Here is a 15,825-nt window from a genome sequence, read left to right on the forward strand (position 1 = left end):
TGCCCGGGTTCCAGCAAGAGAGTCCATAGTTAATACAGACGAGGATGAAAGGAAGTCCAATGACTGAGAACCCAACGCCGGGTGCAGCGCCTGAGAACCGGAATCCGGGCCAATGGCAATCGCCGGAAGCGCAGGACGCTCACCAGCCGGAAGCACGGTACGGACAGAACCCCACGCCGTCGCACAACGGGGTCGCCGGGGAAGGGGATCACTACGCGCCTGCAGCCGGCAACGAGGGACCGGAGGCGCGCGATAGCGTGACCGAAAGGCTGGACCGCCCGCAGGAGCCTGCCAACCCTACCCGGCAACTCTCCGACGCCCCTCGTCCCGTCTACCCTCCCCGGGAACCGTTCTACGGGCAGCAGAACGCCCAGCAGAACCCCGGCCAGTACAGCTACGGCCAGCAGGACCCCGGGCACCACAATTCCGGACAGTACAACCCTGGCCAGCAGTACGCCCAGTACGGAGCTCATTCAGCGGGCCCTGTCGGTCACGACGGAAGCGGCGGCATTGCTTCCAATCCTGCCAATGCTCCTCGCCGGAAGGCCTCGTTCGGCGTCGGCACCCTGATTGCAAGCATCCTCGCTGCCGGCCTGGTGGGTGGCGGCGTGGCCACCGTGGGATCCGCCAACCTCTTCGGCAACGGCCCCTCGTCACCAGTAAGCAGCAGCAACCAGCCGGGCACCGTCATCGTCAACAACAAGGACGACGTCAATGCCATCACCGCCGCCGCCCTGAAGGCGTCCCCGAGCGTTGTCACCATCAGCGCGACAAGCGGCAGCTCCGGCGGCACCGGATCCGGCATCATCCTGGACAACGACGGCCATATCCTGACAAACACCCACGTGGTGACCCTGGACGGCCAGACGGCCAGCGCAACCATCGAGGTCCGGACCAGCGACGGCAAGGTCATCCCTGCCAAGGTCGTGGGCACCGATCCGCTGTCCGACCTCGCAGTTATCCAGGTGGATAACGCTTCAGGTCTGACGGCAGCCACCCTCGGTGATTCCTCCAAGCTCAACGTGGGGGATACCGCGATCGCCATTGGCTCGCCGCTGGGACTGACCGGCACAGTCACCGACGGCATTGTCTCTACCCTCAACCGCACCATCAGCGTCGCCTCCTCGGCCGCACCCAAAAACGGCGACGATTCCCAGGGCGGGGACCAGGGCTTCCAGTTCGCCCCTCCAGGCGGCGGACGGGGCCAGAGCACGGCCGGACAGGGCTCTATTTCCATCAACGTGATCCAGACCGATGCCGCCATTAACCCCGGCAACTCCGGCGGTGCGCTGGTCAACACCAAGGGCGAGATCATCGGCGTGAACGTGGCCATCGCCTCCGCGGGGTCCGACTCGACCTCGACCCAGAGCGGTAACATCGGCGTGGGATTCAGCATCCCGATCAATCATGCCAAGCGCGTTGCCCAGGAGATCATTGACAACGGCAAGGTGTCCCATGGCCAGCTGGGCGTGAGCGTGAAGGACAAGTCCACCTCGGGTTCATCATCCGGTTTCTCCGTGGGAGCGGATGTTGCCACCGTTGAAGCCGGTTCGGCCGCCGCTAAGGCAGGCATCAAGGTGGGAGACGTGGTGACCAAGTTCAACGACCTGGCCATCAGTGACCCCAACCAGTTGACGGCGGCTGTACGCGAGCAGCCCGGTGGATCCACGGTTAAGATCACTGTCCTGCGCAACGGCCAGGAGCAGACGCTGGACGTCACGCTGGGTACCGCTCCCGACCAGTAGGAAGAACGGGCGACGACGGCGGAGGCCACCTTAATCGGGTGGCCTCCGCCGTCGTCGTCGGTCCACTACCTGGCGGGTCTGACACAGGCCTTAACGGGAGGGCGCCGGAGCCCGGCTATATGGTTAGCTAGGAGCTACCCGTACCCCGGGCGTTCCGCGGCCATGTCCTCACCCGGCTGGCTATCCACAAGCATGGAAGGCTGCTGTAAATACAGTGGAAGAGACATTGAAGATCATCGTCCTGGTCAAGCATGTACCGGACGCGCAGTTCGACCGTCACCTCAACGGAGAGGGCTACACCACGGACCGCGACGAAAGCATCCTCTCGGAGCTGGACGAATACGCGCTGGAGGCCGGATTACAGCTGGCCGAAGCCCGCGGCGGCAGCAAGGCAGGCAACCAGGTCATCGCCCTGAGCATGGGACCTGCCGGCGCCGTGAACGCCGTGAAAAAGTCCCTGCAGATGGGCGCCACCGAGGGTTTCCACCTCACGGACGATGCCCTCGCCGGCTCGGACGCTGCCGCCACGTCATTGGCCCTCGCGGCGGCCATCCGCCACATCGGCACCGGCGCCCCAGTGGACCTCGTCCTCACCGGCATGGCCTCCACCGATGGCGAAACCTCGCTTGTGCCGGCGCAACTGGCAGAGCGGCTCGGCCTTCCGCAGGTGACATTCGCTTCCTCTTTGGAGCTCGACGGCGGACGGCTCACCGCGCGCCGGGACGCCGACACCTACTCGGAGACTGTGGAAGCTTCGCTGCCGGCAGTGGTTTCCGTTACTGACCAGATCAATGAGCCGCGCTACCCCAACTTCAAAGGCATCATCGCCGCCAAGCGCAAGAGCATCACCACCCTCTCCCTGGCGGATGTAGGGGTTGATCCCTCGCAGGTGGGCCGGGCGGGGTCCTGGACCACAGTGACGTCGGCCGAGGAACGTCCGCCGCGCACGGCTGGCACCATCATCACCGACGAAGGCGACGCCGGTATCAAGCTGGTGGACTTCCTGGCCGCCCAGAAGCTGCTCTAAGAGGGATCACAGACATGGCAAAAGTACTCGTATTCATTGACAACCCGGGCGACGCCCTGAAGAAGAGCAGTCTCGAGCTGCTGACGCTTGCACGTTCCCTGGGGGAGACTGTGGTGGCCCTGAACGGCGATCTCAACAGCGGCGTCTCGGACGAATTTGCGGAATATGGCGTCACCGCGGTTTACCGGCCGTCGTCCCAGGACCTGGACAACTACCTGGTGGCGCCCAAGGCGGCCTACCTGGCGGCAGCCGTGGAAGCTGCAGGTGCCGGCACAGTGCTCCTGGACAACTCGCCGGAGGGCAAGGAAATTGCCGCGAGGCTGGGGATCCGCTTGGGCGCAGGCGTCATTACGGATGTTGTGGGGGTCGACGCCGACGGGACGGCGCATAAATCAGTCCTGGCCGGCTCCTACACCACTGCCTCCAGGGTCACCACGCCGGTGGCCGTGCTGACGGTGAAGGCCAACAACGTGACGCCGGAGCCGGCGGCCAGTCCGAGCACCCCCGACGCCGTCACCGTTGAGGTACCGGGTGACAGCATTGCGACGGCTGCGCGCATCACCGACCGCCAGCAGAAAACCGCAACCGGCCGCCCGGACCTGACGGACGCACGGATTGTCGTGGCGGGCGGGCGGGGCCTCGACGGTGACTTCGGCCCGGTGGAACAGCTGGCAGATGCACTGGGTGCCGCCGTAGGCGCTTCCCGTGCCGCTACCGACGCCGGCTGGATCAGCCACGACGCCCAGGTCGGCCAGACAGGCAAGACCGTCTCCCCGCAGCTGTACATCTCGGCAGGCATCTCAGGGGCGATCCAGCAGAAGGCCGGCATGCAGACGGCGAAGGTCATTGTGGCCGTGAACAAGGACGCCGAATCACCCGTGTTCGAGATTGCCGACTTCGGCATCATCGGGGACCTTTTTGACGTCCTGCCCCAGGCCACGGAAGAGATCAAGAAGCGAAAAGGCTGATTTTTGACTGACCACGCTGTTCCAGCACAGAGCCCGTTCAACCCGGCCATCCACCAGGTTGGGCGGGTGCTCTGTTTCGCAGCCCATCCCGACGACATCGACTTCGGAGCAGCAGGTACCATCGCGGCGTGGACGGCGGCCGGTGTCCAGGTCAGCTACTGCATCATGACCGACGGCGACGCCGGCGGCTTCGACCCCGCTCAGCGCGCGGAAATCATCGCTCTGCGGGCGGCCGAGCAGGAACGGGCTGCGGCGCTCGTCGGCGTCACCGACATCCACTACCTTCACGAACGGGACGGCTTTCTCGAACCGAACCACCAGGTGATGTCCGGGGTAGTGAAGCTGATCCGGGAAATCCGCCCCGACGTCGTGCTTTCCATGCATCCTGAACGCAACTGGAACCGGATCCAGAAGAGCCACCCCGACCATCTGGCGGTGGGGGAGGCGGTGACCCGGGCCATTTACCCCGCGGCGGAAAACCCCTACGCCTATCCGGAACTCGCCGAATCCGGACTGCAGGCGTACAAGGTTCCCTGGCTGTGGCTCTACGCGGGTCCTGAAGAGCGGGAAAACCATTTCGTTGACATCACCGGGCAGGTGGAGAGCAAACTCCAGGCAATCCACGTCCATGTCAGCCAGCATCCGGACGTCGAGGCGATGGAATCGGCAGTCAGAAGCGGAATGGTCCTGAATGCAAGGCGGGCAGGCCTGCCGGGCGGGCGCAGTGCCGAGGCTTTCCATGTCGTCACAATCAACGGGCCGAGGACCATCGCCGGCTTCTAGGATTGCGAGGCTGTAACGCCTGTCATATGCTGGCCTCTGTTTAAATCATATTTATTCAGGAAGGCAGACTTTGATGGCGAAGACTGCGCAACAGCCCGTTCTGGTGATCATGGGCGTTTCGGGATCAGGCAAATCCACGGTGGCCGGCGTTCTTGCCGGCAAACTTGGCTGGGACCTCGCGGAAGGCGACGACCTGCATCCGGAGGCGAACGTGGCCAAGATGCAGGCCGGATCACCTTTGACGGACGAGGACCGGTGGCCTTGGCTGGAAATCATCGCCGGCTGGATCCGGCAGCACACTGAGAACGGCAAGCCCGGCGTCATTACGTGCTCGGCCTTGAAGAAGAGGTACCGGGATGTCCTTCGCGGCGAAGGGGTGGTCTTTGTCTTCCTTCAGGGCAGCAAGGACAAGATCTCTGACCGCCTGTCCTCCCGCCACGGGCACTTCATGCCTCCGGCGCTGCTGGAATCCCAGTTCGACGCGCTCGAAGAACCCACCGCAGACGAAAACTACATTTCCTTGTGCGTCTCCGCCACTCCCGCGGAGGAAGCCCAGGAAATCATTGAGACACTCGGCCTCGAAGGCGCCACGAGCGCCTCGGGCCAGAATTAGGAACCCATTGTGAATTCGCTAGTAACAGGGCAGCTCCCCGCTGCCTTGGAGGCCTGGACCGGGCATGACACCCAACTCCTCGTGGTCGCCGGATTGGGCATAGCCCTTATCGTGGTCCTCATCGCCAAGTTCAAGTTCCATCCGTTCCTGGCACTGGTGCTCGGGTCCGCATTCGTGGGGCTGGCTTCCGGGGTGGAGCTGGCCAAAGTCATCAGCAACTTCGAGGACGGCGTTGGCGGCGTCCTCAAGGAAGTTGGCCTCCTCATCGCGCTCGGCGCAATGCTGGGTAAACTGCTGGCAGATTCGGGCGGCGCGAACCGCGTGGTGGACACCCTCGTGGAAAAGGCAAGCGGAAACAAGGTCGTCTGGGCCATCACGCTGGTTGCAGTCATCATCGGCCTGCCCATGTTCTTCGAAATCGGGCTCGTGCTGCTGCTCCCGGTGATCGTCCTGGTGACGCAGCGGTCCAAGATGCCACTGATGCGGATTGCGATTCCGGCTCTGGCCGGCCTTTCCGTCCTGCACGGGCTTGTTCCGCCGCACCCCGGTCCGCTCATCGCCATCAGCGCGGTTAAGGCTGAGCTTGGTACCACCCTGGCATTAGGAATCCTCGTTGCCATCCCCACCGTCATCATCTGTGGGCCACTCTTTTCCAGGCTGGCGGCCCGCTGGGTACCTGTCGGCGCCCCCGCCGTGGCCGGCGGCATTGACACCCGGCATGGCGCCGACACCGAAGGGGTCAAGCGCCAGCCGACCTTCCTGGTCACCCTGCTGACAATCATCTTCCCGGTGGTGCTGATGCTCCTCAAAGCAATCGTCGACATCGTCTGGCCTGACCCGGCAACTGCCCCGGCTGTCCGGATGGTCTTCGATTTCATCGGCCAGCCGTTGGTGGCCATGACCCTCGCAGTGCTGCTGGCCATGGTGACATTCGGCTATGCAGTGGGCTTCACCAGCAACAGGATCACGTCCAAGATCGGTGCCAGCCTCGGCCCCATTGCAGCGATCCTGCTGATCGTGGGCGCCGGCGGCGGCTTCAAGCAGACCCTGATCGGGGCCGGTGTAGGCGACGCCGTGAAGAAGTGGGCGGAGGGCACCAACATGTCCGTCCTGGTCCTGGGCTTTATCGTGGCTGTGGCGCTTCGCCTGGCCACCGGCTCCGCGACAGTGGCTACAGTCACCGCAGCCGGGATCGTGGCGCCCCTGGCCAGTTCTCTGACCCCGACCCACGCAGCGCTGCTGGCCCTCGCCATCGGCGCCGGGTCGCTGTTCCTCTCCCACGTCAATGACGCCGGTTTCTGGCTGGTGAAGGAGCTCTTTGGGCTGACGGTGGGCCAGACCTTCAAGACCTGGTCGGTGATGGAAACGTTGATCTCCGTGGTCGGGTTCGGCTTCGTGATGCTCCTGTCGCTCATTATTTAGGCAGCAGGGCCCGCCCGACGCAAAAAGCCCCGCTGCGCGCCTTCCGTCCGGAGGACATGCAGCGGGGCTTTTGGCCAGCGGCCGAATCAAGTACGCCGAATCAAGTACCCAGCGGCGCAGCGGCAACCGTAGGCAACGTAGGGGAGGTGGAACCTCCCACGGGCTCCACCGTGATGCCGAGGGTGGCGGCCTTGGCGATGCCCTTTACCACCGCAGGCTTGGAGAGTGCTTCTTCGTCCATCAGGCCCTGTGATACAGCCGCGGAGCCGTCCTTCGGAATCAGCCACATCTGGTAGACCTTGCCTGCCGGCGGGGCGGGAACACCGTTCATCCTGACCACCACTGCGTCCCTTGACGGGGAGATCAGGACGGTTGCCGTGCCCCCGGCGGCAACGGCGACCGACTCTTCGCGGACATCGTCGGCCCGGACCACCTGGTTCAGGGGATCGTTCTGGTCAGCGATGTATGCGCCCACGCCCGCACCACCCAGGGCCAGGACTGCCGCGGCAGCGATGCCTGCCAGCCAGCGCCGCGGACCTGCCTGCCGGCGTCGTTCTTCCCTCCGTTGCCTGGCAGCTGACAGCTCATCGAGCGTCCCGGTGGTTCCGCTGGCGTGCGGGGCGGCCGTGCTGTCCCCCGCTTGAAGCGGTGCCTGCTCCCGGCCGGCCGTTAAGGACTGCGCCGGCAGCTGCGAGACGATGCGCGCAAAGAGATCTGCAGGGGGTTCTTCCTCTGCAGTGAACGTCACTGTGATACTTTCCCTGGCCTGGCGGACGCGCTCAAGGAAGGAGCTCCGCTCAGCCTCCGGAGCTGAGGCGATGTACTGCTCGATGGCCGAGCGTTCGGCGGCGGTCACCGCGTCCAAGGCATACAGTTCAGCCAAATCCACGGCGTGCCCTGCGGCAAGATCGGCAGCGACCGTATCGCTGAACGGGCCGGGCTGCCGGCTGGCTTCGTGATTATCCATTCCAGCCATCTCAACTCACCCCCAGGCACGTCTTCAAGCGGATCAGTCCATCGCGGATGCGGGACTTGATGGTCGGCACGGCGGTGTCCAGCCGTTCCGCCACCTCCCGGTACGTGAGGCCGCCGTAATAGGCCAGCCGAACAGACTCGCGCTGCGTATCCGTCAGCGTCTCCAGGCACCGGATCACGGACTCTGCCTCGAGCTTGCTGTCCACTTCATCGGAAACTGAATCATGGTCGATGTCCTGGCTGCTGGCGCCGTACCTGGCTTCGCGGTCAGTGGAGGACTGCGACGAGCGCACTTTGTCCACCGCCCGGCGGTGCGAAATGGTCATCAGCCACGAGAGCGCGCTTCCTGCTTCGGGGTCGAACTTCGAGGCGTTCTGCCACACCTGCAGGAAGACCTCCTGGGTCGCGTCCTCGCTGAGTCCGGGGTCGATCAGGACCCTTCGCGCCATGCCGAAAACCCGCCGGGACGTCAGCTGGTAGAACATCGCAAACGCGGCCTGGTCGCCGTCGGCAATGCGGCCAAGCAAGCCGGCAAGGCGTTGGCTGACCTGAGCCGGCGAGTCTGTGACGGCGGCACTGGCTTCGGAGTTTGACGGGGTGGGAGTTTCCATCACTTCCAAGCATAAGTCCCGAGGCGACGGCGGAGCGGCGGTATCGAGGCGGCTCCCGGAAACCGGCAACTCCGGAAGGTCTACAGCCTGGCCAGCCTCCAGTAGTGTCACCTGCCGCTCCTTGCTCATCATCGGATGTTCCAGGAGTGATTCGGTGCAGATCCCGGTCGGGATGGCCGGGGAGGGCTGTCAGGTCCTGGCGCCGGCAAACCCATGCTGGCGCCAGGCTTCGTAGACCGCGATGGACGCTGCATTGGCAAGATTCAGCGAGCGCAGGGAGGGAAGCATGGGCAGGCGTACCGTGGCGGTCACATGAGGATCCCGTTTGAGGTGCTCGGGAAGCCCCACTGACTCCTGCCCGAACATCAGGACGTCGCCGGGCGAGTATTCGATGTCTGTGTAGCTGGACTTCCCGTCCGAGGTGAAGGCATATACATGCTGTGGCTGCAGTTCCTGCCACGCTGCCTCGATGGTCTTGTGGACGGTGACGACGGCGAGGTCGTGGTAATCCAGGCCGGCGCGCCGTAACTTCGCGTCGGAAAAATCGAAGCCAAGGGGTTCCACCAGGTGCAGTTCGGCGCCGGTAATGGCTGCCAGCCGGATGGCGTTGCCGGTGTTGCCCGGAATTTCGGGAGCGTTGAAGAGGATTCGGAACACCGTCCCATCCTAGCCAGCCGGGCCACGGGGTCAGTGCATACCGCGCAGCAGCCTGGCCAGCACGGACACATTGACGGTGTTGGGTGCGGGGCCGGAGGACAGGAATTGCTTGAGGCCGCGGACCAGGCCTGCTGCATTGACCACCTGGATGGTGTCGTGGCCGCCGGCCGCCCGGCGGTGCCGGTCGATCACGGGCTCGTGCAGGTTGCCGTCAGGGCTGTGGACCACGATCCAGCCGGTGACGTTCAGTTCGGGGAAGATGTCCTGCATCGCCCTGACCACATGGGCCAATTGTGGCGGGACGACTGACCGTCCGCCGTGGTTAAGGGTGCGGCCGTCCCACGCATAGGCGCCCTTGGGCAGGAGCATCGAACTGATGAGCGCCAGCCTGTAGCCGGAGAGCAGCGCCTGGTCGATATGGCTGTTGTCTGCTGGTGACTGCAGCCCGTTGATCAGCCGGGCAGCGGGAATCGCGGGCAGCACCTGGCGGCTGATGAGCTGCACGGTCCTCATCTCGCGCTGGATCCGGGCTTCGGCGCCGAAAATTCCCCTTTTCCGCGGCATCCCGTGGATCTGCTGGCTGGCCTCGCGGAGAGGGACCAGCGGCACGGTTCCGGACGCCTCGTCGGCCGCTGGATCGTAGGGGGGAACGTAGACAGGCGGGTCACCGGCGGTGTTGCGCGGGGTATTTGCCCGGTGGACCGTGGCCGACGCGTGGCTTCCCGCAGCCGGTGCATCAAAATGCGGTCCCGGGGTACCCTCCCAACCGTTTCCTGCCGTGCCCGCTGCATACGAGCGGTCGTAGGCGCTCCTGCGTTGGGGATCGATGAGGGTTTCATATGCCGCTGTAACCCGGCGGAAGGCTGCGGGGTCACCACCGTGATCCGGATGGGCCTTGCGGGCAGCCCGGCGGTACGCCACCTTGATCTCCTTGTCGGTGGCAGTTACGGCCACGCGGAGCACCTGGTAATGCGAGCTGCTGCTCTCGGTCAAGCTCATCCTTCTCTTGATCTGGCCAGTCCACGGAAGGCAGCCCGGTTAGCCCAGTTTAACCGCCTGTCCGGATAACGACCGCGAGAGCCCGATTGGTTCCCGCCGTGGCCTGGCCTTGCATGCGGCAACGGGATCGGTGCATGGACGTTTAGACTCTTGGATGACGACGGCGGGTAACGCCAGACGACGGCGGGTGCCGTCGAGGGGGGAAGAGAATGTTTGGGGTGGAGGTGAAGCCGCGGATGGCGGTGGTATTGGTGACTGGGCTGCTCGGTGCGTCGCTTGTGGGCGGCTGCAGCATCAACGTCCCCGATCCCGCAGTCCCGGCGCAGGAGGTGACCGTTCCTGCACTTGCCACCCCCACCATTACCCCGGGCCACGACGCCGAGGCCGTGGCTGCCAAGGACCTTCCGTTTTCCGCCGGCGGCACGCTGGCTCCTGGAGTTCCGGTGGGAATCTCCAACGGGCTTAAGGATGCACCCGGCTGGAAGCTGGCCAAGGATGATGTTGCCGGCGGAAGCGAGTACCTGAAGACGGACGGGTGCCGCGTGGCTGCCAAAGTCAGCACCAACCAGTCTCCTTTAGTCCGGGGCGGTGACCGCGAGTCGACAATCGCCCTCTTCACCTATCTGGACCCGAGCATCCTGCCCGAATACCTGAAGACGGAAACGCTGCGCTGGGGCGGAGACCCCGAACAGCCAGGGCCGGTGGTTGAGGTACTGGCGCTTGAGCCGCCGGCCGCTCCGGGAGCGAAAGTCACAGCTATCATCGCCCGACTGTTCGGCACGGCCGGTTCCTCTGTTTACATTTCAGTAGCCTGTCCTGATGCCTCCGCACTGGCTGCCGCCCGTGCGGAGGTCACCCGCCGGCTCCTGGTCGTTCCGCCGTCCAACTGACCGGTCCAACTGACTGGCCCAATTGACTTGCGCAGCGTGATCAGCGGCCCCTTCTCCATGCTCCCGCGGGGGAGAGGCGGTTCAAGGCCAGTGCGGCGACCAGCAGGCCGAAATCCCTGAGCGCCACATCATAGAAGTTGCCCAGGACCAGGAGGTTGATGATGATTCCCAGCAGCCAGACGGCCACGAGCAAGGATCCGAACCGGGGACGGACCGCCACTGCGATACCGGCGATGATCTCTACAACGCCGACCACATACATGAATGTTTGCGGCGGGAGCGGCACTACGGATGTGACCACCGGCGCCAGGTAGGTGGTCCAGTCCGTGAGGATGTTTGTGAACTTGTCCAGGCCGAAGATGATCGGGGCGACGGTAAACACGGTGCGCAGCAGGAGGAAGGCCTGCCGGGCCGGTTCCGTGGCGGCCGCCTGGCTGGTTCCCTGAACTGCGGAGGTGGTTTTCATGATGACTCCTTCTAAAAGTAGGTATCATTATTTTAGAAATATCCAGCTAATTAAGCAATGGATCTTGTTTTTAGAAGGAGGGTTCTTATGCGAAAGCTTCCTTGGGTGCGGCGCATGGCGGCTGTTGCCTCGCTCGGTGATGAAAAGCGCCGGCAGCTCTTTGAGCTGGTGAGCGCATCAGGCGTCCCGGTGGGGCGCGACGATGCCGCGCTCGCGCTGGGAATGGCCAGGAGCACGGCATCCTTCCATCTGGACAGGCTGGTGGCGGACGGCCTGCTGGCCGTTGAATTCCACAAACCTGCCGGCAAAGCGGGCCCGGGCTCGGGCCGCCCCGCCAAGATGTACAGGACGGCGGAGTCGGAGGTCGGCGCCTCCGTGCCGGACCGGAACTACGATCTCGCCGGCGAGCTGATGGCTACGGCAATAGAGCACTCAGCCGCGGCCGGGGAACCTGTCCGTGAGTCATTGCTGGCGGCGGCGTCAAGAAAGGGCAGGGCGCTGGCTGCTGAAAGCGCAAGCCTGGAGGAGTTCCTGGCCGAGGAGGGCTACCATCCAGAGCCTGACGGGAAAGGCGGGTTCATCCTTGCGAACTGCCCGTTCCATCGCCTGGCGGACGGGCATCCGGAAGTTGTGTGCGCCATGAACGGGGCATTTCTGGGCGGTGCCGCCGCGGGCTGCGGGGAGTCCGAGGACCGCGTGGCGGGAAACAGCGTCCCGGGCCAATGCTGCGCCAGGATCACCGCGCCCTGACCCGGCGCCGCTGCCCGGGAATGCGTTGCCGGCCAAATCAGCAAGTGAAAGGGACGCGGCTAGAATTGATGGGTGCCCGTATACCTGGACCATGCCGCCACCACGCCTCTTTCCGCGGAGGCGCTGGCTACCCTGACGCGGGAACTGGCCCGCACAGGCAATCCGTCCTCCCTCCACGGCTCCGGCCGCCGTGCCCGCCGCGCCGTAGAGGACGCCAGGGAAACCATTGCCGGTGCGGCCGGCGCCCATCCCTCCGAAGTCATCTTCACCTCGGGCGGGACTGAATCGGACAACCTGGCCGTGAAGGGCCTGTACTGGTCCCGGTCCGGCGAAAACCCTTCCCGCCGCCGCATCCTCTGCTCCGCCGTCGAACACCATGCGGTGCTGGACACTGTCGAATGGCTTGAGCGGCACGAAGGCGCAGACGTCACCTGGCTGTCGGTAGACGGCGAGGGTGTGGTCGACATGGACGAACTGGCGTCCGAGCTGGCCCGTGATCCGGAAACCATCGCACTCGTGACGGTCATGTGGGCCAACAACGAAGTGGGCACCATCCAGCCCGTGCACAGGATCGTGGAGCTGGCACATGCCGCTGGCGTGCCGGTCCATTCGGATGCCGTGCAGGCTTTTGGCTCATTGGCTGTGGACTTCAAGGCTGCCGGCCTTGATGCCATGTCCATTTCCGGGCACAAGATCGGCGGGCCGGTAGGTGTGGGCGCCCTGCTGCTGGGACGCGCGGTCAAACTAATCCCGGTGCAACATGGCGGCGGCCAGGAGCGGGACGTGCGATCCGGGACATTGGACACTGCTTCCATTGCCGCCTTTGCCGCCGCAGCAGAAGCGGCAAGCGCACGACTGCACAAAGAGTCCGCCCGGATTGCCGGCCTCCGCGACCGCCTCATCGACGGGGTCCGGGTGGCTGTTCCGGAGGCAGTCCTGCGTGGAGCCCCGGACCAGGGGCGGCTTCCCGGCAACGCACACTTCACTTTCCCGGGCTGTGAAGGGGATTCGCTGTTGTTCCTGCTGGACCTGGCAGGTGTGGAATCGTCCACCGGATCAGCCTGCACCGCTGGAGTCCCGCGGCCGTCCCACGTGCTGCTGGCGATGGGCCTGGATGAGGAAACGGCCCGTGGCGCCCAGCGGTTCACCCTTGGCCATACTTCGGGCGAAGCCGACGTGGATGCGTTGCTGGCCGCCCTCCCCGATGCCTACCTGAGGGCACGGCAGGCAGGCATGGCAGGGCATGAATCCTCCATCCAGACCGCCGGAACGGTGGCGCGTCAGGCCTCCGGGAGGAGCTGATCGAGGCCCACTGACCCGTCCGCCAGCCGCTCTGGTGCGATGGGCGTCCGCGCCGAAATAAGGGCCTTGATGATCTTTTGCGCTCCCGGTTTGACCTCCCGAGGCCAGTTGACGCTCATGCCGGCCACCACCTTCGAGTCCTGCTGCCAGAAGGCGATGAACTCCTTGCGGTCCAGGGAGCCGCGGATGACGGGTTCTGCTCCGGCTGCCAGGGTGGGGAAGCCCGAATATTCCATGCTGATGTCGAACTGGTCCGTATAGAAATAGGGCACAGTGCTGTGGGTGGCGTCCTGCCCGAGCATGGCCTTGGCTGCCACCTTGCCGCCGTTGAGGGCATTTGACCAGTGCTCGCTGCGGTGGTGCTGTCCCGTGAACGGGTGCAGGGCGTTGGCCACGTCTCCGGCAGCAAAGATGCCGGGCGCGCTGGTCCTGAGGGATGCATCCGTCAGGATGCCATTGTCAACGTCGAGTCCCGCGTCGCGTGCGAGTTCCGTCTCCGGGAGCACGCCCACGGCAATGATCACGAGGTCCGCCGGGAGCAGTTCGCCCGAGTCGGTAACGACGCCGGTAACGGCTCCCGAGTCTCCCCTGATTTCCCGGGCTGAGGCGGGAAGCCGGAAGGTCACGCCGTTCGCTTCATGGAGGGAGCGGAAAAAACTTCCGAGTTCCGGTCCGATTGCGGCTGCCAGCGGGATCTCCTCAAGGCCGAGCAGCGTGACCTTGTTCCCATACGTCGCGGCGGCAGCGGCCAGTTCCATTCCGATCCAGCCGGATCCGATCATCACCACGTTCTTCCCGCCCTCCTGCAGGCCCTGGCGCAGATGGCGGCTGTCGTCCAAGGTGCGGAAGGTCGAAACGCCAGTAAGCCCGCTGCCCGGGAGGGTCAGCTCCCGGGGTGTGGCACCGGTGGCGATCAGCAGCGAAGCGTAGCTCAGTGATGTTCCATCGCCCAGTCCCACCGTCCGGGAATCAGGCTCAACAGCGGTGACCGAGGCGTTCAGGCGGAGGTCGACGTCGTTCTCTGCGTACCAGCCTGCCGGCACCACCGGGACGTCGTCCTCGGAGGCCTTGCCCAGCAGATACTCCTTTGACAGGGGAGGCCGCAGGTAGGGAGGATGGCCTTCAGTGCCGAGCAGGATCACAGGTCCGGCATATCCTTCGGCCCGAAGGGTCTTGGCTGCGGTGGCGCCGGCGAGTCCGCCGCCCACGATCACGATGTTGCCACTGGCCATGATGACTCGATTCCTGCGGCCGCAACTGACTCCGCGCCGCATGTCAGAGGGCGATATCTAAAACAGTTACTCTTGACTTTAGAATGCGGCTACGGGGCAGTCAAGGTCTTTTTGGGTGAGGATTCGGCGTGGCGATAGAATAGGGCCGCAGGCATTGTGCTACTTCTGTGGCCCACAGGCCGGCAACCACCCCTACACCTTAGAGAAAGCCAGCATGCGAGTTCTAGCAGCCATGAGCGGCGGAGTTGATTCCGCCGTTGCCGCAGCCCGGGCGGTCGAGGCGGGACACGACGTCGTCGGAGTCCATCTCGCGCTGTCCCGGATGCCCGGAACCCTGCGGACCGGGAGCCGCGGCTGCTGCACCATCGAAGATTCGCGCGACGCGTGGCGGGCCTGCGACGTGCTGGGGATCCCATACTACGTCTGGGACTTCTCCGAGCGTTTCAAGGAGGATGTGGTCCAGGACTTCATCGACGAATATGCTGCCGGCCGGACTCCCAATCCCTGCATGCGGTGCAACGAGCGCATCAAGTTCGCTGCCCTGCTGGAGAAGGCGATCGCGCTGGGATTCGATGCCGTGTGCACCGGCCACTACGCCAAGGTGATCACCGACGCCGAGGGCAATCCTGAACTGCACCGTGCGGCGGATTGGGCCAAGGACCAGAGCTATGTCCTGGGCGTGCTCACCCACGAGCAGCTCCGGCACTCCATGTTCCCGTTGGCGGACACGCCATCCAAGGCGGAGGTGCGTGCCGAAGCCGAGCGCCGTGGTCTCTCCGTGGCCAATAAGCCTGACAGCCATGACATCTGCTTCATCCCCGATGGCGACACTGCGGGCTGGCTCGCCGAGAAGATTGAGATGACCACCGGCGACATCGTGGATGAGACCGGGGCGAAGGTGGGGGAGCACCCTGGCGCCAATGCGTTCACTGTGGGACAGCGCCGCGGACTCAAGCTGGGCACCCCGGCCGCCGACGGCAAGCCGCGGTTCGTGCTGGAGATCCGGCCCAAGGAAAATAAGGTTGTGGTAGGTCCCGGGTCGCTGCTTGCCATCGACGAGATCCGGGGCATCAAGGTGTCCTGGGCCGGCCTGCCGATTGCCGAAGTGGGCACGGGTGCCGAGTTTGACTGCTATGCCCAGGTCCGCGTGCACGGGGACCCCGTTCCGGCGACGGCGCGAATGCTGCCTGGCTCCGGCGCCGGGGGGGCGGCAGTGCCTGGGGGCGGGCAGCTGGTCGTCACCTTGACGGACCCGCTGCGCGGTGTCGCTCCTGGCCAGACAGTGGTGCTTTATCAGGGCAGCCGCGTGCTGGGGCAAGCCACCATAGACGCCGCCCGCTCGCTGCAGCGCGTGGAACTTTAGCGTCCCGCCCTGGGGCGGAGGG

The 15,825-nt window shown here is 64.9% G+C and carries 16 protein-coding genes; 10 read left to right on the forward strand and 6 right to left on the reverse strand.

The features are described from left to right. Window positions 1-59 precede the first annotated feature (59 nt). From QFZ40_RS05875 to QFZ40_RS05900, 6 genes are all read left to right on the forward strand, one after another. Entirely contained in the window at window positions 60-1,745 is a 1,686-nt protein-coding gene (locus tag QFZ40_RS05875) for a trypsin-like peptidase domain-containing protein (protein WP_306903360.1), read from the forward strand. A gap of 226 nt (window positions 1,746-1,971) precedes the next feature. Further along, window positions 1,972-2,772, forward strand: coding sequence for an electron transfer flavoprotein subunit beta/FixA family protein (locus tag QFZ40_RS05880; protein ID WP_306906834.1), 801 nt, complete (start codon window positions 1,972-1,974; stop codon window positions 2,770-2,772). Between the two features lie 14 nt (window positions 2,773-2,786). Then, entirely contained in the window at window positions 2,787-3,740 is a 954-nt protein-coding gene (locus QFZ40_RS05885; protein ID WP_306903361.1) for an electron transfer flavoprotein subunit alpha/FixB family protein, read from the forward strand. 3 nt (window positions 3,741-3,743) lie between these two features. Continuing rightward, window positions 3,744-4,523 carry a PIG-L deacetylase family protein gene (locus tag QFZ40_RS05890; protein ID WP_306903363.1) on the forward strand — a complete coding sequence of 260 codons (780 nt, stop codon included), beginning with the start codon at window positions 3,744-3,746 and terminating at the stop codon, window positions 4,521-4,523. A gap of 73 nt (window positions 4,524-4,596) precedes the next feature. Next, complete coding sequence (locus QFZ40_RS05895) at window positions 4,597-5,136, forward strand: gluconokinase (protein ID WP_306903364.1); 540 nt, start codon at window positions 4,597-4,599, stop codon at window positions 5,134-5,136. A 9-nt stretch (window positions 5,137-5,145) separates the two neighbouring features. Beyond that, window positions 5,146-6,558: a GntT/GntP/DsdX family permease gene (locus tag QFZ40_RS05900; RefSeq protein WP_306903365.1), complete on the forward strand. Its 1,413-nt coding sequence runs from the start codon at window positions 5,146-5,148 to the stop codon at window positions 6,556-6,558. Window positions 6,559-6,658: 100 nt separating this feature from the next. Here the strand turns inward: QFZ40_RS05900 and QFZ40_RS05905 are convergent, their stop codons facing one another. From QFZ40_RS05905 to QFZ40_RS05920, 4 genes are all read right to left on the reverse strand, one after another. Next, window positions 6,659-7,534 (reverse strand): anti-sigma factor, encoded by an 876-nt coding sequence (locus QFZ40_RS05905; RefSeq protein ID WP_306903367.1) that lies wholly within the window; start codon window positions 7,532-7,534, stop codon window positions 6,659-6,661. A gap of 1 nt (window position 7,535) precedes the next feature. Beyond that, a complete protein-coding gene (locus QFZ40_RS05910; protein ID WP_306903368.1) occupies window positions 7,536-8,144 on the reverse strand; it encodes a sigma-70 family RNA polymerase sigma factor in 609 nt (202 codons plus the stop codon). A gap of 189 nt (window positions 8,145-8,333) precedes the next feature. After that, the gene (locus QFZ40_RS05915) at window positions 8,334-8,801 is read right to left on the reverse strand and encodes a tRNA (cytidine(34)-2'-O)-methyltransferase (protein ID WP_306903369.1); all 468 of its coding nucleotides are present in this window, start codon (window positions 8,799-8,801) and stop codon (window positions 8,334-8,336) included. 30 nt (window positions 8,802-8,831) lie between these two features. Next, entirely contained in the window at window positions 8,832-9,794 is a 963-nt protein-coding gene (locus QFZ40_RS05920; RefSeq protein ID WP_306903370.1) for a J domain-containing protein, read from the reverse strand. 242 nt (window positions 9,795-10,036) lie between these two features. On the opposite strand from QFZ40_RS05920, the gene QFZ40_RS05925 reads away from it, so the two are divergent. Continuing rightward, on the forward strand, window positions 10,037-10,690 hold the full coding sequence (locus QFZ40_RS05925; protein WP_306903371.1) for a hypothetical protein: 654 nt from the start codon (window positions 10,037-10,039) through the stop codon (window positions 10,688-10,690). Window positions 10,691-10,730: 40 nt separating this feature from the next. Here QFZ40_RS05925 and QFZ40_RS05930 read toward each other — a convergent pair whose 3' ends face one another. Further along, the gene (locus QFZ40_RS05930; protein WP_306903372.1) at window positions 10,731-11,156 is read right to left on the reverse strand and encodes a DoxX family membrane protein; all 426 of its coding nucleotides are present in this window, start codon (window positions 11,154-11,156) and stop codon (window positions 10,731-10,733) included. Window positions 11,157-11,243: 87 nt separating this feature from the next. Here QFZ40_RS05930 and QFZ40_RS05935 point away from each other — a divergent pair, with 87 nt between their 5' ends. Both QFZ40_RS05935 and QFZ40_RS05940 read left to right on the forward strand, forming a co-directional pair. Beyond that, a complete protein-coding gene (locus tag QFZ40_RS05935; protein ID WP_306903373.1) occupies window positions 11,244-11,906 on the forward strand; it encodes a helix-turn-helix transcriptional regulator in 663 nt (220 codons plus the stop codon). A 72-nt stretch (window positions 11,907-11,978) separates the two neighbouring features. After that, window positions 11,979-13,208, forward strand: coding sequence for a cysteine desulfurase family protein (locus QFZ40_RS05940; RefSeq protein ID WP_306903374.1), 1,230 nt, complete (start codon window positions 11,979-11,981; stop codon window positions 13,206-13,208). Here QFZ40_RS05940 and QFZ40_RS05945 read toward each other — a convergent pair. Then, window positions 13,187-14,440 carry an NAD(P)/FAD-dependent oxidoreductase gene (locus tag QFZ40_RS05945; protein ID WP_306903375.1) on the reverse strand — a complete coding sequence of 418 codons (1,254 nt, stop codon included), beginning with the start codon at window positions 14,438-14,440 and terminating at the stop codon, window positions 13,187-13,189. The genes QFZ40_RS05940 and QFZ40_RS05945 overlap by 22 nt on opposite strands. Before the next feature lie 214 nt (window positions 14,441-14,654). On the opposite strand from QFZ40_RS05945, the gene mnmA reads away from it, so the two are divergent. Then, entirely contained in the window at window positions 14,655-15,803 is a 1,149-nt protein-coding gene (gene mnmA, locus QFZ40_RS05950; RefSeq protein ID WP_373427397.1) for a tRNA 2-thiouridine(34) synthase MnmA, read from the forward strand. The last annotated feature ends 22 nt before the right edge of the window (window positions 15,804-15,825 follow it).

It is taken from the genome of Arthrobacter pascens, assembly GCF_030816475.1.
In the GTDB taxonomy this organism is placed as follows: domain Bacteria; phylum Actinomycetota; class Actinomycetes; order Actinomycetales; family Micrococcaceae; genus Arthrobacter; species Arthrobacter pascens_B.